At 68.5% G+C, this 20,342-nt stretch carries 16 protein-coding genes; 5 read left to right on the forward strand and 11 right to left on the reverse strand.

Translation table 11 applies throughout. From position 1 onward, the window contains the following. Window positions 1-41: 41 nt before the first annotated feature. Complete coding sequence (locus tag CCK91_RS13330; protein WP_086474442.1) at window positions 42-842, forward strand: oxygenase MpaB family protein; 801 nt, start codon at window positions 42-44, stop codon at window positions 840-842. Between the two features lie 104 nt (window positions 843-946). Next, complete coding sequence (locus CCK91_RS13335; RefSeq protein ID WP_086474443.1) at window positions 947-2,521, forward strand: hypothetical protein; 1,575 nt, start codon at window positions 947-949, stop codon at window positions 2,519-2,521. Here CCK91_RS13335 and CCK91_RS13340 read toward each other — a convergent pair. The 3 genes from CCK91_RS13340 to CCK91_RS13350 form a co-directional block, all read right to left on the reverse strand. Then, window positions 2,448-3,443, reverse strand: a complete 996-nt coding sequence (locus CCK91_RS13340) for an SseB family protein (RefSeq protein WP_086474444.1) — start codon at window positions 3,441-3,443, stop codon at window positions 2,448-2,450. The two genes, CCK91_RS13335 and CCK91_RS13340, sit on opposite strands and share 74 nt — an antisense overlap. Before the next feature lie 70 nt (window positions 3,444-3,513). Further along, entirely contained in the window at window positions 3,514-5,982 is a 2,469-nt protein-coding gene (locus CCK91_RS13345; RefSeq protein ID WP_086474445.1) for an ATP-dependent helicase, read from the reverse strand. A 13-nt stretch (window positions 5,983-5,995) separates the two neighbouring features. Further along, window positions 5,996-7,075 (reverse strand): glycerophosphodiester phosphodiesterase family protein, encoded by a 1,080-nt coding sequence (locus tag CCK91_RS13350; RefSeq protein ID WP_086474698.1) that lies wholly within the window; start codon window positions 7,073-7,075, stop codon window positions 5,996-5,998. A 194-nt stretch (window positions 7,076-7,269) separates the two neighbouring features. Here CCK91_RS13350 and CCK91_RS13355 point away from each other — a divergent pair, with 194 nt between their 5' ends. Further along, window positions 7,270-8,127, forward strand: coding sequence for a Bax inhibitor-1/YccA family protein (locus CCK91_RS13355; RefSeq protein ID WP_064296659.1), 858 nt, complete (start codon window positions 7,270-7,272; stop codon window positions 8,125-8,127). A 272-nt stretch (window positions 8,128-8,399) separates the two neighbouring features. Here the strand turns inward: CCK91_RS13355 and guaA are convergent, their stop codons facing one another. The 7 genes from guaA to CCK91_RS13390 form a co-directional block, all read right to left on the reverse strand. Continuing rightward, the gene (gene guaA / locus CCK91_RS13360) at window positions 8,400-10,004 is read right to left on the reverse strand and encodes a glutamine-hydrolyzing GMP synthase (RefSeq protein WP_086474446.1); all 1,605 of its coding nucleotides are present in this window, start codon (window positions 10,002-10,004) and stop codon (window positions 8,400-8,402) included. Continuing rightward, window positions 10,001-10,444: a DUF3817 domain-containing protein gene (locus CCK91_RS13365; protein ID WP_056778703.1), complete on the reverse strand. Its 444-nt coding sequence runs from the start codon at window positions 10,442-10,444 to the stop codon at window positions 10,001-10,003. Before CCK91_RS13365 ends, guaA begins: the two co-directional genes overlap by 4 nt. Window positions 10,445-10,481: 37 nt before the next feature. Then, complete coding sequence (locus CCK91_RS13370; RefSeq protein WP_079001734.1) at window positions 10,482-11,258, reverse strand: SURF1 family protein; 777 nt, start codon at window positions 11,256-11,258, stop codon at window positions 10,482-10,484. A 64-nt stretch (window positions 11,259-11,322) separates the two neighbouring features. Next, window positions 11,323-12,699: a cation:proton antiporter gene (locus CCK91_RS13375; RefSeq protein WP_086474447.1), complete on the reverse strand. Its 1,377-nt coding sequence runs from the start codon at window positions 12,697-12,699 to the stop codon at window positions 11,323-11,325. Window positions 12,700-12,701: 2 nt separating this feature from the next. Continuing rightward, window positions 12,702-13,229 (reverse strand): cation:proton antiporter regulatory subunit, encoded by a 528-nt coding sequence (locus CCK91_RS13380; protein ID WP_056008027.1) that lies wholly within the window; start codon window positions 13,227-13,229, stop codon window positions 12,702-12,704. 109 nt (window positions 13,230-13,338) lie between these two features. Further along, window positions 13,339-15,072, reverse strand: a complete 1,734-nt coding sequence (locus CCK91_RS13385; protein WP_207568235.1) for a glycerol-3-phosphate dehydrogenase/oxidase — start codon at window positions 15,070-15,072, stop codon at window positions 13,339-13,341. 141 nt (window positions 15,073-15,213) lie between these two features. Then, window positions 15,214-16,332 (reverse strand): GuaB3 family IMP dehydrogenase-related protein, encoded by a 1,119-nt coding sequence (locus CCK91_RS13390; protein WP_086474448.1) that lies wholly within the window; start codon window positions 16,330-16,332, stop codon window positions 15,214-15,216. Window positions 16,333-16,472: 140 nt separating this feature from the next. Here CCK91_RS13390 and CCK91_RS13395 point away from each other — a divergent pair, with 140 nt between their 5' ends. Beyond that, window positions 16,473-17,018 carry a hypothetical protein gene (locus CCK91_RS13395; protein ID WP_133059996.1) on the forward strand — a complete coding sequence of 182 codons (546 nt, stop codon included), beginning with the start codon at window positions 16,473-16,475 and terminating at the stop codon, window positions 17,016-17,018. A 279-nt stretch (window positions 17,019-17,297) separates the two neighbouring features. Here CCK91_RS13395 and guaB read toward each other — a convergent pair whose 3' ends face one another. Next, on the reverse strand, window positions 17,298-18,800 hold the full coding sequence (guaB, locus tag CCK91_RS13400; protein ID WP_079705279.1) for an IMP dehydrogenase: 1,503 nt from the start codon (window positions 18,798-18,800) through the stop codon (window positions 17,298-17,300). Window positions 18,801-19,115: 315 nt separating this feature from the next. On the opposite strand from guaB, the gene CCK91_RS13405 reads away from it, so the two are divergent. Then, the gene (locus CCK91_RS13405) at window positions 19,116-20,333 is read left to right on the forward strand and encodes a branched-chain amino acid ABC transporter permease (RefSeq protein ID WP_086474700.1); all 1,218 of its coding nucleotides are present in this window, start codon (window positions 19,116-19,118) and stop codon (window positions 20,331-20,333) included. Window positions 20,334-20,342: the final 9 nt, after the last annotated feature.

Raw genomic sequence — 20,342 nt, forward strand, 5'->3', positions numbered from 1 at the left:
CCGCAACCGGACGTTCACAGTGAACGACTAAGGTCGGGTCCATGACCGGCATGGCGGACCTCGCTCGCGAGGGCATCCTCGTCGCCGGTGCCGGACGGGCCATCCTGCTCCAGATCGCGGACCCCTCGGTCGCCGCCGGGGTGGCGCGGCACAGCGACTTCGGCTCCCGTCCGCTCGACCGGCTGCACGCCACCCTCACCTTCGTCTACGCGCTCGCCCTCGGCACGCCGGACGAGCAGCGCAGCGCGGCCCGGCGGGTGAACCACGCCCACGCGCCGGTCCGTGCGTCGCCGGGCGAGGCCGCTCCCGGGTACTCGGCGTTCGACCACGACGCGCAACTCTGGGTCGCGGCCACGCTGTACGACACCGCCGTCCAGGTCTACGAGCTCGTGTTCGGGGCGCTCGACGAGGAGTCGCGGGAGCGCCTGCACCGTGAGTACGCGATCGTGGGGACGAGCCTGCAGCTCCCGCCCGACCGTTGGCCTCCGACCCGGGCCGCGTTCGACGAGTACTTCGCAGCCCGGGTCACGGGACTCCACGTCACCGCGGAGGCGCGTGCCGTCTCGGTCGAGCTCCTGACCGCGCGCGCGGCGCCCCTCCTCGTCCGGTGCCTGCTCCCGCTCGTCCGGCTCGTGACTGCGGGACTGCTGCCCGACGGCTTGCGGAGCGCCTACGGGTTCCGTTGGACGCCGCGGCAGCAGCGTCGCTTCGCGCGGCGGGTCGCCGTCGCGCGGGTCGTCTGGCCGCGTCTTCCGCATCGACTCCGTGCGGCACCCTCCGCCTGGTACCTCCGGGCGATGCGAGAGCGGGATCACACGGAGGCGGCCCGCCACCCCGGCTGACGTCGTTCCAGCACCGCCCTCCACAGCCCGCTGGCAGAGCCGTCCCGTCCACATTCGGATCCTCGCCCGGCTGTTCGAGGTGCCGCGATTCGCACGATGGGGGCATGACAACACACCACCTCCCCCAGACCGGCCGCCTCCTCGGCGGCAGACCGCGGATCCTCCGGCTCCTGGCGGCCGTCCCGATCCTGCTGACGCTCGTCCTCGGCATCGTCCTCGGCGGCGCCACCGCATCCTCCGCTCTGACCGCGACCGGCGCCGCCTACGGCCACCGCGACGCGTCGAACGGCCGCTGGCTCGGCTCGTGGGCCTTCGACGACGGGACGGTCGGATTCTGCATCAATCTCGACCTCCCGATCCCGCCGGGTCACGCCTACGAGCACGTCGACGGATCATCGCTCGGGTGGTTCACCCCTGAAGACGCCGCCCGCCTGGCGTACCTCTCCCGGCACTGGGGCGCCAGCCAGAACGCCGACGAGGCGGCCGCTGGCCAGCTCGCCACCTGGATTATCACCGGCCTGAACGGATGGACGCCGGCGCAGATCGCCGCTCGGGCAGGAGCGAGCGCCGACCGCGTGCTCTCCCGGGCCCATCAGATGCTCGCCGAGGCCGACGGACCCGGCGGCGCGAGTCGAGGAGCGAGCGCGACCATGTCCATCCAACGCGGCGAGGACGGATTCGACCTCGTCCGAACGGAACTCGCCGTCGACTTCATCTCCTCCGGCGTCACCACCCTGCCGCCGGGCACCCACACCGGCACGGTCACCCTCGACGGCGCGACCTTCGAGGACGGCACGTCCGAACGGGCCGTCGGGAACGGTGAGAGCCTGCGGATCCTGCCGAGCACCGATGCCGCCGTCGTGGCCTTCTCAGCGAACGCCACCTTCGGTGAGCTGCCCTACGGTGCCGGGCTCACGATCGCTCAAAGCGCCGCCAACGTGCAGAGCGTCCTCATCGCCCGCCCGATCACGGTCGCCGCCGGAGCGAGCGCCGACCGCGAGCGCCCCACGCCACTCCCCTTCCAACCGATCGTCGTCACCACCACCTCGCATGTGACGGCGACACCGGGAACCGAGATCAGCGACCGGCTGTCGGTCGGGATCGCGACCAACACCGGCCTCGCCGCGGAATGGGGCCTGATCGGGCCTGAGGGTGGACCGTACACGCCGATCCCGGTGACCGTCCGCAGCCAGCTGCTCGGTCCGTTCGCGGAGCGCCCGGTCGAGGCACCGGAGGTCCCGCTCGGAGCACCGGTGGTCTGCGAGGTCGAGACGCTCGTGGATGCAGGCCCCGGCGAGTACACGACGCCGTCCTGCATCCTCCCCGACGACGGCTACTACGTCTGGGTCGAGCGCATCGAGCCGAGCGACACCCTGCCGGAGAACGGCGGCACGATGATCCGCCCGTGGAGATCCGCCTTCGGGGTCGCGTCGGAGATCACGCTCGCGTCCACACCACCCGTCCACGAGGAGCGCCTCGCCGAGACCGGAGCCGACGACCGGTCCTTGCTCCTCGCCGGTTCGACGGCGACCGGAGCGCTCGCCCTCGGTGGTGTCCTACTCGCGTTCCGACGTCGGCTGGCTCTGAGTGGGCCGGCCGCGGCGCTCAGCGGACGTCGAGCAGGGGTGCGAGCTGGGCGCGGTCGACGTCCAGCCACGGCGCCGCAGGGTTCACGATGATCCCGGTGATGCCCTCGTCGCTGCGAAGCGCGGCCGCGAGTTCCGCTGCGGTGACCGGGTACGCGTCATCCCCTCGTCCCAGTGCGGCGATCTCGATGGGTGAGGTGAAGACCTCCAGCAGACGACGCTCGCCGAGGCGGGTCTCCGCGATGCCGACGGTCTTGCGGTTGCCGTCCTCGTCGACCTCGGCGCGACCGGCGACGAATCCGCCGTGTGCGGCGAGTGCGGCGACCAGCCGCTGGAGGGCATCGGCCTCCCGTGGCTGGGCGAGCGCCTGCTTCGCGGGGTCGTTGTTGCGGCCATCCCCGAACAGACGCACGATCAGCGTCTTCGGGACGACCGCACTCGCCTTGCCGTCGGCGGGGTTCAGCACGATGCCGGCGTAGCCGTCGCCGGTCGCCTGACGGAGTGCCCAGACGGCGTCCACCGCGACCCCGGAGACGGGCCCCTCCGCGGTCCGCGTCTTCTCGAGCTCTCGAGGCGAGGTGAAGGCGAGGAGGTAGACGGCGCCCTCCGGGTCGCGGTGGACGCCGAGCGGGACGCGTCCCGCGGCCTTGTCCTCCTCCGAGACACCGTCGAGGCTCGTGGACAGCAGGAGCTTGCCCTGGATGCTCTGGCGCAGGACGTGCATCATCGCGCGCTCGTCACCGCCTTCGGCCAGAGCGGTGAGCGCCTGCGCGAGGTCGACGTTCGAATCAGGCTCGACGGGCGCGGGCGCCGGGGCCGGCGCCGCAGCAGGCACGGAGACAGGCGCCTCCGGTGTCCGAGCGGCTGCGTTGACCGTCGTGACCGAAATCGACACCTGCGGCACGGTCTCCGGGGCTTCCGCGGGCGGATCCACCTCATCCTCAGGTGCCGATGTCTCGGCCTCCACGGCTGCAGATCGGGCATCGGACGCGTTGCGCTTGGAGAACAGACCCATGATGCATCAGCCTAGATGCTGGACTCCGCTCAGGGAACAGGCCGGACCGACGGCGCGCGCCTCAGCGCACTCAGTCGAGCTTCTCGATGGGTGCGATCTTGATCAGCAGCTTCTTTGCTCCGGCTGACTCGAACTGCACGTGGGCGATGCGTTTCGCGCCCTCGCCGGTGACGGCGTTCACCCGACCCACACCGAAGTCCGCGTGGGAGATGCGGTCACCGGGGACGAGCTCGAGGTCGCCGTTGTCGCGGACCTTCGCCGTGATGCGGTTGGCCCAGGCCGTCTCCGGCTTGCTCGAACCGCCGGAGAACCGGGTGTCGCCCGCGGAGGCGCCCTCAGGGAGCGCGCGGACCGACCAACGGTCGCTCGAGGGGGCACGGCGGGCGTTCAGGGCGCGCGACTGCGTGCCACCACGACCGTTGACGTTGCCGGGCGACTGACGCCACTCGATCAGTTCCGCCGGGATCTCCTGCAGGTAGCGGCTGGGCATGGCGACGGCCGTCTCGCCGTACTGGGCACGCGTCATCGCCAGCGAGAGGTACAGACGCTTGCGCGCACGGGTGATGCCGACGTAGAACAGGCGTCGCTCCTCGGCCGGGCCGCCCGGCTCGTTCGCCGACATCCGGTGCGGGAGGAGATCCTCCTCGATGCCCGTCAGGAAGACCGCGTCGTACTCGAGGCCCTTCGCCGTGTGCAGGGTCATGAGCGACACGCTGCCCGTCGCGTCGTCGAGGTCGTCGGCCGCGGCGACGAGCGAGACCTCGGTCAGGAAGTCGACGATGCCGCCGTCGGGGTTGTTCTTGGCGAACTCCTTGGTGACGGCGATGAGCTCGTCGACGTTCTCCGCTCGTGCCTCATCCTGCGGGTCGCGACTGTTGCGCAGCGAGTCGAGGTAGCCGCTCTTCGTCATGAGGAGCGACAGGACGTCGCCGACAGCGGTCGCTGACGCCGTCGGGCGGTCGGCTGCAGCGGCGTCGTCGAGCGCGGCCTGCGCTTCGTCAAGGAGCGCCGACAGCTGCAGGATCGCGCTCGTGACCTTCGGCCCGAGCCCGAGGGCGTCGGCGCGCCGCATCGCCTCGCGGAAGGTGACGCCGTTGTTCTCGGCGAAGCTCGCGAGTGCCGTCTCCGTCGCCGGCCCGATGCCACGCTTGGGCGTGTTCAGGATGCGCCGCAGCGCCATGATGTCGGCCGGGTTCGCGACCGACACGAGGTAGGCGAGGGCGTCCTTGATCTCAGCGCGTTCGTAGAACTTGGTGCCGCCCATGATCCGGTACGGGAGGGCCGCACGGATGAAGATCTCCTCGAGCGCACGGGTCTGGGCGTTCGTGCGGTAGAACACCGCGATGTCGCTGTAGGCCGTGCCGGCGTTCCGGAGCTTCTCGATCTCATCGGCGATGAACTGCGCTTCATCGTGGCCGGAGTACCCCGTGAAGCCGACGATCTTCTCCCCGTCGCCGACGGCCGTCCAGAGCTTCTTGTCCTTGCGGTCGAAGTTGTTGGAGATGACCGCGTTCGCCGCCGAGAGGATGTTCTGCGTGGAGCGGTAGTTCTGCTCGAGCAGCACCACCTTGGCGCCAGGGAAGTCACGCTCGAATTCGGTGATGTTCCGGATGTCGGCCCCACGGAACGCGTAGATCGACTGGTCCGAGTCGCCGACGACGGTGAGCGAGGCACCCTCGGTGCGTGTGATGGCGAGCTGATCCGTGCCGGCCTCGGGGGCACGGGTGAGCTCCCGGATCAGCGAGTACTGGGCGTGGTTGGTGTCCTGGTATTCGTCGACGAGGATGTGGCGGAACCGCTGCTGGTACTGCGCGGCGACGTGTGGGAACGCCCGGAAGAGGAACACGGTCTGGCTGATGAGGTCGTCGAAGTCGAAGGCGTTCGCGTCGGCCAGCGCGCGCGTGTACTTCCGGAAGACCTGCAGGAACACGAGTTCCTGCGGGTCGTTCGTGTTGATCGTGCGGGAGTACGACTCGACGTCCGACAGCTCGTTCTTGAGCTTCGAGATCTTCGCCGAGGTGTTCGACGGCGTGAAGCCGTACGCGTCGGCCTCGAGCTCCTTGATGATGCGCTTCAACAGGGCGCGTTGGTCGCCGCTGTCGTAGATCGTGAAGTTCTTGGTGAAGCCGAAGTGCTCGGCCTCGCGGCGGAGGATCCGGACGCAGGCGGAGTGGAAGGTGGAGATCCACATGCCCTGAGCGGCCTGCCCGACGAGCGCCTGCACCCGCTCGCGCATCTCGGCGGCGGCCTTGTTGGTGAAGGTGATCGCCAGGATCTGGCTCGGCCAGGCCTCCCGCTGTTCGAGCAGCAGCGCAACGCGGCGGGTGAGCACACTCGTCTTGCCGGATCCGGCACCGGCGACGATGAGCAGGGCCTGCCCGCGGTACTCCACCGCGATCCGTTGCTGCGGGTTGAGCCCCTCCAGCAGCCGACTCCCGCCGGCACGCTCGTCGGAGGACGACTCGGGGACGGTTGCCGTGGGCCAGCCGACGATCACCGGTTGCACGGCGTCGGCGTTCGAAGAAGGAGAGCTCGCCATATCGCCTGCAAGTCTAGGCGCTGCCTCCGACATCGCTCGGCAGAGCACCGCCGTCGCGGTGATCCGCACCGGCGCCGGCCGCCGATCGTGCGGCGACGCCGAGGTCGGCCTGGTCGACGAAGCAGCCGTCGACCCCCGTGGAGAGCACCAGGACGAACTCCTCGAGCCAGCGGCCGACCGCCGCCGGATCGACCCCGTCCCGGAAGGGCGGCGCGAGGAACCGGTTCTCGGGGCGGAGGGTCCAGGTGTAGACGCGCAGGCCAGCCGCGTGGGCGCGCTCCACGAGGTCCGTCGGGCGGGCGCCGTCGTCGTCGCCCAGGTCGATGAGCATCGCCTTGTCCACGCTGATGGCATCGACCTCGAGGGCGAGCGCCGCGAGTCCGGCGTCGGTCATCGCGTCGGCGTAGGTCGGGGCCGCATCACCCAGCCGGGCGACGAGGTCGGTCGGCCTGCCGGACCGCTCGATGAGGTACACGAACTCCGCCTGCACCCGACGGGCCTGCAACGCCATGAGGACCGACTGCTCGAACGACTCGATGATGAGCGGCTCGGCACCGGGATCGGCGCCGAAGCCCAGGGCGGCGAGCTCTTCGGCCAGGAGTCGATCGAGCGGGAGGCCGATGGACGCGAAATAGTCGGCGTGCTTCACCTCGGCCACGATGCCGACGGGTCGTCGGTGCGATCCGGCGGCACTGCGCACGACCGCGACGAGGTCGGCGAACCGCAGGATGCCCTCGGTGCCGTCGAATCCCGCGCTCACCGTCCGCACCTCGGGGATCCGCTCACGCGCGGTCAGGGTCGACAGCTCGGCCCAGGTGAAGTCCTCGGTGAACCATCCGGTCAGCTCGTGGCCGTCGACGCGCTTCGTCGTCCGCCGGTCGGCGAACTCCGCCCGGATGGCGACATCGGTCGTCCCGGAGATCTCGTTCTCGTGTCGGACCACGAGGACACCGTCCTTCGACGCGACGAGATCGGGCTCGACGGCGTCCGCACCGAGCGCGACGGCCAAGCGGTAGGAGGACTCGGTGTGCTCCGGGCGGTAACCGGGAGCCCCGCGGTGTCCGATGACGAGCGGGTTGGGCAGGGAGTCGATGCGCACGCCGACAGCCTAGGACCACGACCAGCGGCTCTGGCAGGGAGCCAGCTGTCAGCCCGCGGCGAACATCGGCTCCGGTTCGGGCTATTCCACACCTGACCCGGCTGATTCAAAGGGAACTCGGATACTCTGGGTGTCAGCAGCGCCGCCTGGCGCGACACAGCCTCCACGACTGAGAGTAGGAATCAGCCATGGCCCTCGACAATCCCGCGTTCTCGAAGAACCCGGCATTCGCGAAGCAGGGAGGCGGGACGCTGCAAGCAGCTCAAGCAGCGAACCCCTCGCTGACCGCCGAACAGCTCCGCAAGATGTACGAGCAGCCCACCGCACCGGCGGGTGTCGGCACCGCCGACCGCATGACGATCGAGAACACGCTCGTCAAGACGCTCGGCTCGTTCGCCGTCCTCGTCGTGTTCGCCGTCATCTCCTGGATGTGGACGACGTCCCTCCTGCAGGCGGGCAGCGGCTACGCCCTCCCCATGATCATCGGCATGATCGGCGGCCTCGGTCTCGGTCTCGTCAACTCCTTCAAGAAGGAGCCGGTCCCGGCGCTCATCCTCGGGTACGCCGTCTTCCAGGGGCTCTTCGTCGGCGGCATCTCGCGCGTCTTCGAGGCGAACCCGGCCTGGTCCGGCGTCGTCGTCCAGGCGGTCCTCGCGACCCTCGCCGTCGTCGGCGTGACCCTCGCCCTCTTCGCGAGCGGTAAGGTCCGCGCCTCGAAGAAGCTGACGAAGGTCTTCCTCGTCGCCATCATCGGCTACGGCGTCTTCCAGCTCCTCAACCTCGTGCTCATGTTCACGGGCGTGCTGAACAACCCGTTCGGCCTCTACGGCGCGACGATCTTCGGCATCCCGCTCGGGATCGTCATCGGCATCTTCGCGGTGCTGATGGGTGCGTACTCGCTGGTGCTCGACTTCGACTTCATCCAGCGTGGCGTGCAGAACCGCGCACCTGCCAAGTACGGCTGGACCGGCGCCTTCGGCATCATGGTCACGGTCATCTGGATCTACGTCGAGATCCTGCGTCTGCTGGCCATCTCCCGCAACTAGGAGCGCACACGCTGCAAGGCCCGTCCCGTTCGCGGGGCGGGCCTTCGTCGTTCGAGGAATCGGCCAGTCGAGGCACTCCCCTTCGACAGGCTCAGGGACCGAATCCCTCGCACGCGGGCACCTTCCCCGTCCCTGAGCCACCCACCGCGGTCCCTGAGCCCCCACCGCGCGGTCCCCGAGCCACCCACCGCGGTCCCTGAGCTTGTCGAAGGGCGCGGACGACGGAAGGCCGCCCCGCGAACGGGACGGCCTTCCGATGACTCAGGGAGCGATCACTCCCACTCGATGGTCCCCGGTGGCTTCGACGTGACGTCGAGTACGACGCGGTTGACGTCCTTCACCTCGTTCGTGATGCGGTTGCTGATGCGCGCGAGGACGTCGTACGGCAAGCGGGTCCAGTCGGCGGTCATGGCATCTTCGGAGGAGACCGGTCGCAGCACGATCGGGTGGCCGTAGGTGCGGCCGTCGCCCTGGACGCCCACGGAACGGACGTCCGCCAGCAGGACCACGGGGCACTGCCAGATCTCCTGGTCGAGGCCGGCCGCGGAGAGTTCCTCGCGGACGATCGCGTCGGCGTCGCGGAGGAGGTCGAGACGCTCGGCCGTGACCTCACCGACGATGCGGATACCGAGTCCGGGACCGGGGAACGGCTGACGGCCGACGATCTCCTCCGGGAGGCCCAGCTCCCGGCCGATTGCCCGGACCTCGTCCTTGAACAGGGTGCGCAGGGGCTCGACGAGTTCGAACTGGAGGTCTTCCGGCAGGCCGCCGACGTTGTGGTGGCTCTTGATGTTGGCCGTGCCGGATCCGCCACCGGACTCGACGACGTCGGGGTACAGCGTGCCCTGGACGAGGAAGCGGATGGGCTCACCCTCGCTCTGGGCCTCCTTCACGAGATCGACCTCGGCCTGTTCGAAGGACCGGATGAACTCGCGGCCGATGATCTTGCGCTTCTGCTCCGGGTCGCTGACGCCGGCGAGCGCCGAGAGGAACTGCTCACGGGCGTCGACCGTGACCAGCCGGACGCCGGTCGAGGCGACGAAGTCCTCCTCGACCTGGCGTCGCTCGTCCTTCCGGAGCAGGCCGTGGTCGACGAAGATGCAGACGAGCTGGTCGCCGACGGCCTTGTGCACGAGCGCCGCGGCGACGGCCGAGTCGACACCGCCGGAGAGCCCGCAGATGACCTTGGCGTCGCCCACCTGGGCGCGGATGCGGTCGACCTGTTCGGCGATGACGTTGCCGCTGTTCCAGTCGGCCGGGATGCCCGCCGCCCGGTGGAGGAAGTTCTCGAGCACCTGCTGGCCGTAGGCGGTGTGCTTGACCTCGGGGTGCCACTGGACGCCGTAGAGGCCGCGTTCCGCGTTGGCGAAGGCGGCGACCGGGGTCGAGGCGGTCGAGGCGAGGACCTCGAAGCCCTCGGGGGCCTTGGAGACGGAGTCGCCGTGGCTCATCCAGACGTTCTGCTCGGTCGGGACGCCGTGCAGGAGCGTGCCCGGGACGTCGACGACGCTCGTCGCATCGGTGGCGCCGTACTCCCGGAGACCCGTGTGCGCGACTTCTCCACCGAGCTGCTTGGCCATGACCTGGAAGCCGTAGCAGATGCCGAACGTCGGGACGCCGAGCTCGAGGATGCCCTCGTCGAGCGACGGAGCGCCCGGCTCGTACACGCTGGACGGGCCACCGGACAAGACGATCCCGACAGGGTTCTTGGCGGCGACCTCGGCGGCGGACACGGTGTGCGGCACGATCTCGGAGTACACGCCGGCTTCGCGGACGCGACGCGCGATCAGCTGCGCGTACTGCGCACCGAAATCGACGACGAGGACCGGTCGGGCGGCGGTCTGCTCCGCTGCGGCGGCGGGGGTGGTTTCACTCACTGCATGGACTCCACGGGTTCGGCGGCCGCTGCTGCTTCGCGGCCGGAGAGGTAGCCCTTCACTTCCCGCGGGATGCGGCTCTCGAAGAAGAAGGACAGGAACGGGATGATGCCGCCGAGCGCGAGCCAGAGCAGACGCAGGACGTTCCACCGCATGAGGCTCCAGAGCCGGAACGCGGCGAACAGGTACACGACGTAGAACCAGCCGTGGATGATGAGGATGCCCGTGCTCAGGTTGACAGCGGTGGCGGTGCCGGAGGGCACGAAGGCGAGGAAGCCGTAGGCACCGCCGAGCTCGAGCTCGAGGCCGAACGCGTACTTCATGAGCATCTCGGCGCAGAGCGACAGGAGCAGCACACCCGTGATGGGGGCGGCCACCTGGTAGAACTTCAGCGCGCCTCGGATCGCGGGAAACGTCGACGGTTTCGGCTGGAGGGGCATGCCCCCATCCTACCCGCGGCCGCCAGGCCACCGGACATCACGGACGGAGCGCTGCGGCCTCCTCCTCGGCGTCCTCGAGCTCCTCGATCTCGCGCTCCCAGGCGTCCTTGGCGAGCCGGAACCAGAGGAACACGGCGAAGCACGCGAAGACGACCCACTCGGCCGCGTAGAAGATGTTCAACCAGTTGAGCTGGATCTCCTGGCTGGGCGCGGGTGACGAGATGGGCTCGAGTCCGTCGACGGCGACGTCGTCCACGACGAAGGCGCTGAACACCCGCAGGCCGTCGGCGTCGTTCCACCGGTTCAGCAGTGCGGCGACCGACATGTTGTCGAGGTCGGTCGGTGCGGCGTCCGCTGCCGGCTCCTCCGGGCCCTCCGGCGGGTTCAGCCGCCCTTCGAGCTCGACGGCGCCGGTGGGGGCGTCCGCGTTCAACGCCTCGGCGACGCGGTCGGCGGTCTCGCGGTCCTTCGTCCAGCCGAGCGCGACCGCGAGACCGGCCTGGTCAGGGCGGTCCGTCGCGAGGTGGCCCGTCACCCAGTACCCGAGCGTGCCGTCGTTCACCCGGTTACCGACCACGAGGTAGTCCTCCGGCACCCAGGTGCCCGACACGCTCACCCGCTGGCCGGCGTCGGCCTCTCGGATCCCCACACCCGGTTCGAGGACGTCCGCGAGCGGCCGGACCGACTCGGTCTCGGTCGGCACCACCTGCCCGGATTCGATGGCGCGTGCGAGCTGCCACTGCCCGAGCGCGGCGAACGCGCCGGCGACGGCGAGACAGAGGACGAGGACGCCGATCCACCGGGGACGCAGCATGACGGAGCGGAGCGTCGGACGAACCTGTCCGTGGTTGTCGGGGCCTGGTGCCGACGGGGCGGTGCTAGTAATCGGGCTCTCGCTTTCGTGCTGGTGGTTCCGGGTCGTTCATCGCCTGTTCGACGAGTCGGTCGATGGCCGCCTGATCGGTGTCGGCGGGTGTCGTGTCCTGGTGGTCGCCCGCACCCTCGACGAGCGCGATGGCCTCCTCCGCCGTCGTGTCGACCTGCTCCACTCGGCGCGCCTTCCGGCGACGCGGACGCAGGATGACGGTGCCGATCTGCTCGGACCGACCGGCGACGATCGGGCCCATCACGGCCATGATAAGCACGTAGAGCCCGGCGAACGGTTGGATGAGCGGGTTGAGCCCCGCGCTCAGCGAGAGCGTCGCGAGGATGAGGGCGAACTCGCCGCGATTCTGCAGGATGACCGCGGCGTTGATCCCCGCTTGCGGCCCGAGTCCGTTGAGCCAGGCGACGAACTGACCGGCCAGGACGTTGAGGACCACCGTCATGAGGACGGCGAGGAGCACCGGGACGAGGACGCTGCCGAACTTCGTCGCGTCGAGCGCGAGGCCGAAGTTCAGGAAGAAGAACGCACCGAACACGTCGCGGAGTGGGATCGCGATCTGCTCGATCTTGTTGCGGAACCGGGTGGCACCGAGGACCAGGCCGATGAGGAACGCACCGATCGCGTCGGTGACTCCGAGGAGCTCCCCGATGCCGCCGAACGCGACCGCGAGGCCGAAGAACAAGATGGTGAAGAGCTCGTCGTCCTTGGTGCGGAACAGCCGCGACACGAACCGTCCGCCGAACCGCGCGATCGCGAACATCACGAGGATGAACGTGAAGGCGATCGCGAGCTTGCCGATGACGGGCCACACCTCGGTCTCGCCGCTCAGGACGACACCGACGATGGCGAGGTAGATCGCGATGAAGATGTCCTCCACCACGGTGACGCCCAGGATCATGGGCGTCTCATCGTTCGTCAGCCGTTTGAGCTCGATGAGGAGCTTCGTGACGATCGCGCTCGAGCTCGTCGCCGTGATGCCGGCGATGATGAGCGCCTCCCGCGTGCCCCACCCGACCAGGAAGCCGAACACGAGCCCGGCGGCCATGTTGACGAGGATGTAGGAGCCGCCCGAGACGATGAGCTTCCCGGCGTTGCCGAAGAACTCGTCCTGGTCGAACTCCAGGCCGAGGTTGAACAGCAGGAGCACGAGGCCGAAGACGGCGATGAGTTCGATCTGCGCGCTGGCGAAGTCGAGCGGGAACCAGCCCGTGTACGGACTCGCGAGCAGGCCGACGAGCATGTAGACGGGGATCGACGGGAGGCCGATCAGCTTGCCGAGGCGGCCGAGGATGTAGGCGATGACGAACAGGACGCCGAGGATGAGCAGATCCTGGCCGAGGTGGGGGTTGTCGGTCGCGGCGTGCAGCATGCCTACCCTCCGGGCGGAGCGTCGACGGCGACCTTCTTGACGGCGCCCGAACGGAAGTAGGCGAAGGCCTTGGCGACCTTCTCGGGACTGCCCGCGACGACGAGGGTGTCTCCCGGGAAGACCCGGAAGTCCGCAGCAGGGGCCGGGTTGGCGGAGTCGCCGCGCACGACGGCGACGACGGTCAGCCCGACCATGCCCTTCTCGGCGGGGTTGCCGAGCGGCTGCCCGGCGATGTGGTCCTCGTAGTCGACGGTGAACCAGTCGATGCTGAGGCCGGGGATCTGGTCGAGCGCGCTGAGCGACTCGGTGATCTGCGTGCCACCGAGGAGTTCGGCCAGCGTGTGCGCCTCGTCCTCGTTGAGTCGGAGCGACACCTTGCCGGCATCGGCACCGTCCTCGTGGTCGGCGAAGGTGATGAGGTCGCTGTGGCCGGACCGGTGGGCGATGACGCCGACCTTGCCGCCGTCGTCCGTGACGAAGGTGTGGAGCACACCGACCCCGGGAAGTTTGACCCGCCGAACATCCACCATGGCTGTACTCCTCAGGCTTGTTGTGGCAGTCCTCCTAGTCTATCCGCCACACCTGGCCCGCCTGCCCGAGGCGCCCGCAGCCGTTGCGCTGCGGGCGATCACCGCCCGTTCAGGCCCCTGGGACGATGTCCGGGGCCTCCAGGCGCACGCGGTCGGCGGCCTCGTCGTTCGGCTGCTCCTGCGAGGCCCGCTCCGCCGCGACCCGCTTCAGGTAGTAGGAGACCTCCTTCTCGATGCGCTCCTCGTCCCACCCCAGGACCCCACCCATGAGCTTCGCCGCGACCGGGGCCGCCGAGACACCGCGGTCCCAGGCCTCGATGGAGATGCGCGTCCGACGGGCGAGGACGTCGTCGAGGTGGAGGGCACCCTCGTGGGAGGCCGCGTAGACGACCTCCGCCCCGATGTAGTCGTCCGCCCCCGGCAGCGCTTCGGCGAGCGTCGGGTCGTCCTTGATGAGGTCGAGCAGTTCGTCCGTCAGCACGCCGTAGCGGTTCAGCAGGTGCTCGATGCGAGCCGTGTGCACCCCGAAGGCCCGCGCGATCTTGCCACGCTTGTTCCAGGCCGCCTGGTACCCCTCGGCTCCGAGGAGGGCGATGTTCTCCGTCGCGCTGGCCGGGATCTTGCCGTCGAGTGCGTCCACCGCGGCGTCGATCGCGTCCTTCGCCATGACCCGGTAGGTGGTCCACTTGCCGCCGGCGATGACCACGAGACCGGGCACGGAGTGCGCGACGAGGTGCTCGCGAGAGAGCTTCGACGTCTGCTCCGACTCACCGGCCAGCAGCGGACGGAGTCCGGCGTAGACGCCCTCGACGTCCTCTCGGGTCAGCGGCACGGCCAGGATCGTGTTGACGTGGTCGAGCAGGTAGTCGATGTCGGCCGCCGTCGCCGCCGGGTGCGCCTTGTCGAGGTGCCAGTCCGTGTCCGTCGTGCCGATGAGCCAGTGCCGACCCCACGGGATGACGAAGAGCACGCTCTTCTCCGTACGGAGCAGGAGGCCCATGTTCGACTGGAAGCGGTCGCGAGGGACGACGAGGTGGATGCCCTTCGATGCGCGGACCTTGAACTGGCCCCGCTCCCCCACCATCGATTGCGTGTCGTCGGTCCACACCCCGGTCGCGTTGACGACCTGCTTGGCGCGGATCTCGAAGCGCTCGTCGGTCTGCAGGTCGTGCGCTTTGACGCCCACGACGCGCTGTCCGACCTTGACGAACCCCTCGACCCGTACGCGGCTCGCGACGTGCGCGCCATAGGCCGACGCCGTCCGCGCGAGGGACGAGACGTATCGGGCGTCGTCGACCTGGGCGTCGTAGTAGGTGAGTCCGCCCACGAACGCGTCCGACTTGAGGCTCGGGATCGAGGTCAGGACCTGACGCTTGGACAGGTGCCGGTGGTGCGGGACGCCGGGCGGACGGCCACCGCTCCAGCTGAAGAGGTCGTAGAGCAGCATGCCGGCGCCGATGTAGAGGCGCTCGAAGACCGGCTTGTTGAGCGGGTACAGGAACCGGACCGGCTTCACGAGGTGCGGCGCGATGCGCTGCAGCAGCAACCCGCGCTCGATGAGCGCCTCTCGGACGAGTCGGAAGTCGAGTTGTTCGAGGTAGCGGATGCCGCCGTGCACGAGCTTCGAGGACCGGCTCGAGGTGCCGCTCGCCCAGTCACGCGCCTCGAGCAGACCGGTGCTCAGACCGCGCGTGACGGCGTCGAGCGCAGCACCGGTGCCCACGATGCCACCACCGACGACGAGGATGTCGAGCTCTTTCGACTTCAACGCTTCGATCGCGGCGTCGCGCTCCTCCATCCCCAGCTTGGTGGAACGTGACACGTTGTTGTGGGTGGTGGCCATCGTCGAACTCCGCTCGCTGGAACCGCCCTCGCGATGATCCTGCCGGAGGCAGGTGCTCGTCCACGAGGCTCTGCCTCAGAGGCTAGTCGGCGCGATGCGACCCGACAACCGCTTGCGGAAGCGGCTCGGTTCCGGCAGGGCTCAGGCGCCCTGGTACGGCGCGACGACGACCTCGACCCGCTGGAACTCCTTGAGGTCGGAGTACCCGGTGGTGGCCATCGACCGACGCAGCGCACCGATGAGGTTCGCCGTGCCGTCCGACTTCGGCGACGGGCCGTAGAGGATCTCCTCGAGGGTGGCCACGGTGCCGACCTCGACCCGACGACCGCGCGGCAGGTGCAGGTGGTGGGCCTCGGCACCCCAGTGCCAGCCACCGCCGGGTGCGTCCGTGGCGCGGGCCAACGCGGTCCCGAGCATGACGGCGTCGGCACCCATCGCGACGGCCTTGACGATGTCGCCCGAGGTCCCGAGACCGCCGTCGGCGATGACGTGCACGTAGCGGCCGCCGGACTCGTCGAGGTAGTCGCGACGCGCACCGGCGACGTCGGCCACGGCGGTCGCCATCGGGGCGTGGATGCCGAGCGAGGCCCGCGTGGTGGAGGCGGCACCGCCACCGAAGCCGACGAGAACGCCGGCTGCTCCGGTCCGCATGAGGTGGAGGGCCGCGGTGTAGGTGGCCGCGCCGCCGACGATCACGGGGACGTCGAGTTCGTAGATGAACTTCTTGAGGTTGAGCGGCTCCTGGTTCTTGGAGACGTGCTCGGCGGACACGGTGGTGCCGCGGATGACGAAGAGGTCGACCCCTGCGGCGACGACGGTCTCGTAGAGCTCCTGGGTGCGCTGCGGCGAGAGGGCGGCGGCGACGGTGACACCGGCCGCGCGGATCTCGGCGAGCCGTGCCGTGACGAGTTCGGGCTTGATGGGCTCCGAGTAGATCTCCTGCATGCGCGCGGTCGCGCGGCCGACCGGCAACGACCGGATCTCGGACAGCAACGGCTCAGGGTCTTCGTACCGCGTCCAGAGGCCCTCGAGGTCGAGGACGCCGACGCCGCCGAGCTGGCCCATCATGATCGCGGTCGTCGGCGAGACGACGGAGTCCATCGGTGCTGCGAGCACCGGGATCTCGAACTGGTAGGCATCGATCGACCAGGACACCGAGACGTCCTGTGGGTCGCGGGTCCGCCGCGACGGGACGACGGCGATGTCGTCGAACGCGTAGGCGCGCCGTGCGCGCTTTGACCGGCCGATCTCAATATCCATGCTCACCGCACCAGCCTACCGGTCGCTTGGTGGACGAACACCGGATCCCGTCAACACTCTGGACGTTTGATTCAGAAATATCTATATTAACGACCAGGTTCGCACCGCGGCGCACCAATCAGAGAAGGGGATACCAAGTCATGCTCACCACTTCACGGGCCTTCAGTCTCGGAACAATCCTGGCGGTCGTCGTCGCTCTCGCTGCGCCGGCAACAGCCAACGCTGCTCCTCCACCTGTTACCGCGACGCCCCTGAGCACATCAGCTCAGCCCGAGATCACTCCCGAACAGCTTCGACTGGCCGTCGAGGAGTTGAAGGCAGCACAAGTCCCGTTCACCACACAGCAGGTAGGTGAGGACACGATCGAGACATTCGTATTCGAGAACGGGTTCAGCTTCTCGGTGGGACAAGGCCCTTCCGACACGCGTCTCGGCGGAGGGCAGGACTCCGGTGGGATCTATGTCCTGTTCAATGCCTTCGACCAAGGCCTCATCATCGGTGGAGGCGCGATGGCCCTTCAAGGAGCGTTGTGCCTCCTCCCAGGGGTCGGCGCCGCGCTGTGCGTCGTCTTCGGAGCCATCCTCTTGGTCGCATCCACCGCTCTCGCGACGAACGGCATCTGCCAAGGAGGACGAGAGATGAAGATCTACATCGGCGGCAACCAAGGCCGCTGCGTCTACGTATGAGCCCTGAGACCCACAACGTTCCTCCTAAGCGACCTCTACGCGTCCGCCAATCAGTCCTCGCCAGCACCATTGTCGGGATCGTCATCTGTGGCACGACGGCGGTCCGTTTGGGATTCGGCCTCGATGGCTACCTGCTATACGCCCTGTGGATCGGAGGCTTCGCCCTAGTCATGTGGGTGACGCTAACCGCTCTGAACAAGCGTCGGATGCGCTGACCACACCTACGCCGACGGTCCGGCAGGCGGAAGCCTGCCGGGCCGTCGGTGTTCGTGCGGGTGCCTACTTGCGGTAGTTCGGCGCCTCGACGACGATCTGTACGTCGTGGGGGTGCGACTCCTTGAGGCCCGCCGAGGTGATGCGGACGAACTTGCCCTTGGCCTTCAGCTCGCCGATGTTGCGCGCGCCGACGTAGAACATCGACTGACGCAGCCCGCCGATGAGCTGGTACGCGACGGCCGAGACCGGACCGCGGTAGGGCACCTGGCCCTCGATGCCCTCGGGGATCAGCTTGTCGTCGCTCGGCACGTCGGCCTGGAAGTAGCGGTCCTTCGAGTACGAGGTCTTCTCGCCACGCGTCTGCATGGCTCCGAGCGATCCCATGCCGCGGTAGTTCTTGAACTGCTTGCCACCCACGAACACGAGGTCGCCGGGGCTCTCGTCGGTGCCGGCGAGGAGCGAGCCGAGCATGACGGTGTCGGCACCCGCGACGAGTGCCTTCGCGATGTCGCCCGAGTACTGCAGACCGCCGTCGGCGATGACCGGGACGTTCGCCTCACGCGCCGCGAGCGACGCCTCGTAGACCGCGGTGACCTGCGGGACACCGACACCGGCGACGACGCGCGTGGTGCAGATGGAACCCGGACCGACGCCGACCTTGATCGCGTCCGCGCCGGCCTCGATGAGGGCCTGCGCGCCGGAGCGGGTCGCGACGTTGCCGCCGATGACGTCGACACCGGCGAACGCCGGATCGGCCTTGAGCTTACGGATGATGTCGAGCACGCCGGCGCTCTCACCGTTGGCCGTGTCGACCACGATGACGTCGACGCCGGCGTCGAGCAGCTGGCCCGCACGGGACCAGGCGTCGCCGAAGAAGCCGATGGCCGCACCGACCCGCAGACGACCGGTGTCGTCCTTCGTGGCCAGCGGGTACTTCTCGCTCTTGTCGAAGTCCTTGACGGTGATGAGGCCCTTGAGCTTGCCCGCCTCGTCGACGAGGGGCAGCTTCTCGATGCGGTGCTGCGCGAGGAGCGCCATCACCGCGTTGCGGTCGGTGCCGACGGGGGCGGTCACGAGACCGGTGCTCGTCATGACCTCGCTGACGCGGGTCGTCGCCTTCTCGAACGGCGACACGAAGCGCATGTCGCGGTTCGTGATGATGCCGACGAGCACACCCTTGTCGTCGACGACCGGGAGGCCCGAGATGCGGAACTGGCCGCACAGCTCGTCGACCTCGGCGACGGTGGCGTCGGCCGTGGTGGTGATCGGGTTCGTGATCATGCCCGATTCGCTCCGCTTCACGCGGTCGACCTGTTCGGCCTGGTCGGAGATCGACAGGTTGCGGTGCAGGATGCCGATGCCGCCCTCGCGAGCCATCGCGATCGCCATGCGGGCCTCGGTCACGGTGTCCATCGCGCTCGACAGCAGCGGCGTGTTCACGGTGATCCGCTTCGTCAGGCGGGACGAGGTCTCCGCCTCGCTCGGGATGACGTCGGTGTGCCCTGGCAGCAGCAGCACATCGTCATACGTGAGTCCTACGAATCCGAACGGATCAGGCTGGTCCATTTATCCCTCTCATAGCCACGAACACACCGGAGAAACGCAGACCTGCCGGTATCACCATCGTAACCGAGCAGGGCCTACCCCTATTCCACGATCCCGACAAATCGATGCGGAGAAATACGCACGGGCGAAACATGTAGGCAATAATCAGGTTCTATCGTCGAACAGCGTTGTCCGACGCAGGAGAACGGTTCACGGAAGTGGCCCGGCACTGGAGGTGCAGTGAAGTTCGCTGGAACGACCCGAAACCCGAGACTGGCACGGAGATTCGTGCTCCTCATCGCCCTGTTGTTCGGGGCCATCACCCTCACGTCCGTCATGAGCGCCGTCCCGGCTCATGCTGACGAGGTGGGCGAGGAGTACGACTTCTACTTCGCTGGGAACGTCAAGTACGACGACAAACCACTCGAAGGCGTGAACATCACGGTCGACGGCAACGGCTACAAGGCCGATGTCGACACCGACGCCGACGGCAAGTGGAAGATCGGCGTCCCCGAGAAAGGTACGTACAAGGTAACGCTCGACGAGGAGACCCTCCCGAAGGGCGTCATCGTCGCCGAGGGCGGCTCGACCATCGAGGCGAAGTTCGGCCTCACCCAATCGAAGGCCGTGAACTTCTTCCTCGGCGAGGGCGTCCGCGTCACCGTCAGCTTCTGGGATCAACTCGCAGAACGACTCGTCAACGGCCTGAACTTCGGGCTCATGCTGGCCCTGGCGGCCATCGGAGCCTCCCTGGTGTTCGGCACCACCGGACTCAGCAACTTCGCCCACGCGGAGATGGTGACCTTCGGCGCGATCATGGCGCTCGTGTTCGGGGTGTTCCTGCAATGGCCGATCTGGTTGGCCATCATCATCGCCCTCGCTCTGAGTGCCGCGTTCGGCTTCGCGCTCGACGCCGGCATCTGGAGACCCTTGAGACGCAAGGGCGTCGGCATCGTGCAGGTGATGATCGTCTCGATCGGCCTGTCGCTGGCGCTCCGCTACGTCTTCCTCTACTTCATCGGCGGCGGGACGTTCCAGCTGCCCGGTTCGGGAGAGGAGAACATCAAGCTGTTCGGTACGGTCTCGCTCAGCGTCACCGACATGATCAGCATGGCGGTCAGCGTCGTGGTGCTCCTCGGCGTGGCCTGGTGGCTCATCAAGACGAAGACCGGCAAGGCGACGCGAGCCATCTCGGACAACCCGAGCCTGGCAGCGGCCAGCGGCATCGACGTCGACCGCGTGGTCCGCATCGTCTGGATCCTCGCAGCGACGCTCGCCGGCCTCTCCGGCATCCTGTGGGCGTACTTCCGACCGGGCATCAAGTGGGACATGGGAGCGCAGCTGCTCCTCCTCATCTTCGCGGCCATCACCCTCGGCGGGCTCGGAACCGCCTTCGGCGCCATGGTCGGCGCCCTCATCATCGGCATCCTCGTCGAGGTCTCGACGCTCTGGATCCCGTCTGACATCAAGTACGTCGGCGCCCTCGTGGTGCTCATCGCGGTGCTCCTCGTGAGACCGCAGGGCATCCTCGGACGTCGCGAGAGAATCGGTTAGGGGCACGCG

This window comes from Plantibacter elymi (nom. nud.), from assembly GCF_900177795.1.
Taxonomy (GTDB): domain Bacteria; phylum Actinomycetota; class Actinomycetes; order Actinomycetales; family Microbacteriaceae; genus Plantibacter; species Plantibacter elymi.

Excerpts from the sequence above, each read along its gene's own strand:
- CCK91_RS13330 (WP_086474442.1), top strand. The coding sequence starts at position 42 with ATGACCGGCATGGCGGACCTCGCTCGCGAGGGCATCCTCGTCGCCGGT.
- CCK91_RS13335 (WP_086474443.1), top strand. The coding sequence starts at position 947 with ATGACAACACACCACCTCCCCCAGACCGGCCGCCTCCTCGGCGGCAGA.
- CCK91_RS13340 (WP_086474444.1), bottom strand. The coding sequence starts at position 3,443 with ATGGGTCTGTTCTCCAAGCGCAACGCGTCCGATGCCCGATCTGCAGCC.
- CCK91_RS13345 (WP_086474445.1), bottom strand. The coding sequence starts at position 5,982 with ATGGCGAGCTCTCCTTCTTCGAACGCCGACGCCGTGCAACCGGTGATC.
- CCK91_RS13355 (WP_064296659.1), top strand. The coding sequence starts at position 7,270 with ATGGCCCTCGACAATCCCGCGTTCTCGAAGAACCCGGCATTCGCGAAG.
- CCK91_RS13365 (WP_056778703.1), bottom strand. The coding sequence starts at position 10,444 with ATGCCCCTCCAGCCGAAACCGTCGACGTTTCCCGCGATCCGAGGCGCG.
- CCK91_RS13370 (WP_079001734.1), bottom strand. The coding sequence starts at position 11,258 with ATGCTGCGTCCCCGGTGGATCGGCGTCCTCGTCCTCTGTCTCGCCGTC.
- CCK91_RS13375 (WP_086474447.1), bottom strand. The coding sequence starts at position 12,699 with ATGCTGCACGCCGCGACCGACAACCCCCACCTCGGCCAGGATCTGCTC.
- CCK91_RS13380 (WP_056008027.1), bottom strand. The coding sequence starts at position 13,229 with ATGGTGGATGTTCGGCGGGTCAAACTTCCCGGGGTCGGTGTGCTCCAC.
- CCK91_RS13385 (WP_207568235.1), bottom strand. The coding sequence starts at position 15,072 with ATGGCCACCACCCACAACAACGTGTCACGTTCCACCAAGCTGGGGATG.
- CCK91_RS13390 (WP_086474448.1), bottom strand. The coding sequence starts at position 16,332 with ATGGATATTGAGATCGGCCGGTCAAAGCGCGCACGGCGCGCCTACGCG.
- CCK91_RS13395 (WP_133059996.1), top strand. The coding sequence starts at position 16,473 with ATGCTCACCACTTCACGGGCCTTCAGTCTCGGAACAATCCTGGCGGTC.
- guaB (WP_079705279.1), bottom strand. The coding sequence starts at position 18,800 with ATGGACCAGCCTGATCCGTTCGGATTCGTAGGACTCACGTATGACGAT.
- CCK91_RS13405 (WP_086474700.1), top strand. The coding sequence starts at position 19,116 with ATGAGCGCCGTCCCGGCTCATGCTGACGAGGTGGGCGAGGAGTACGAC.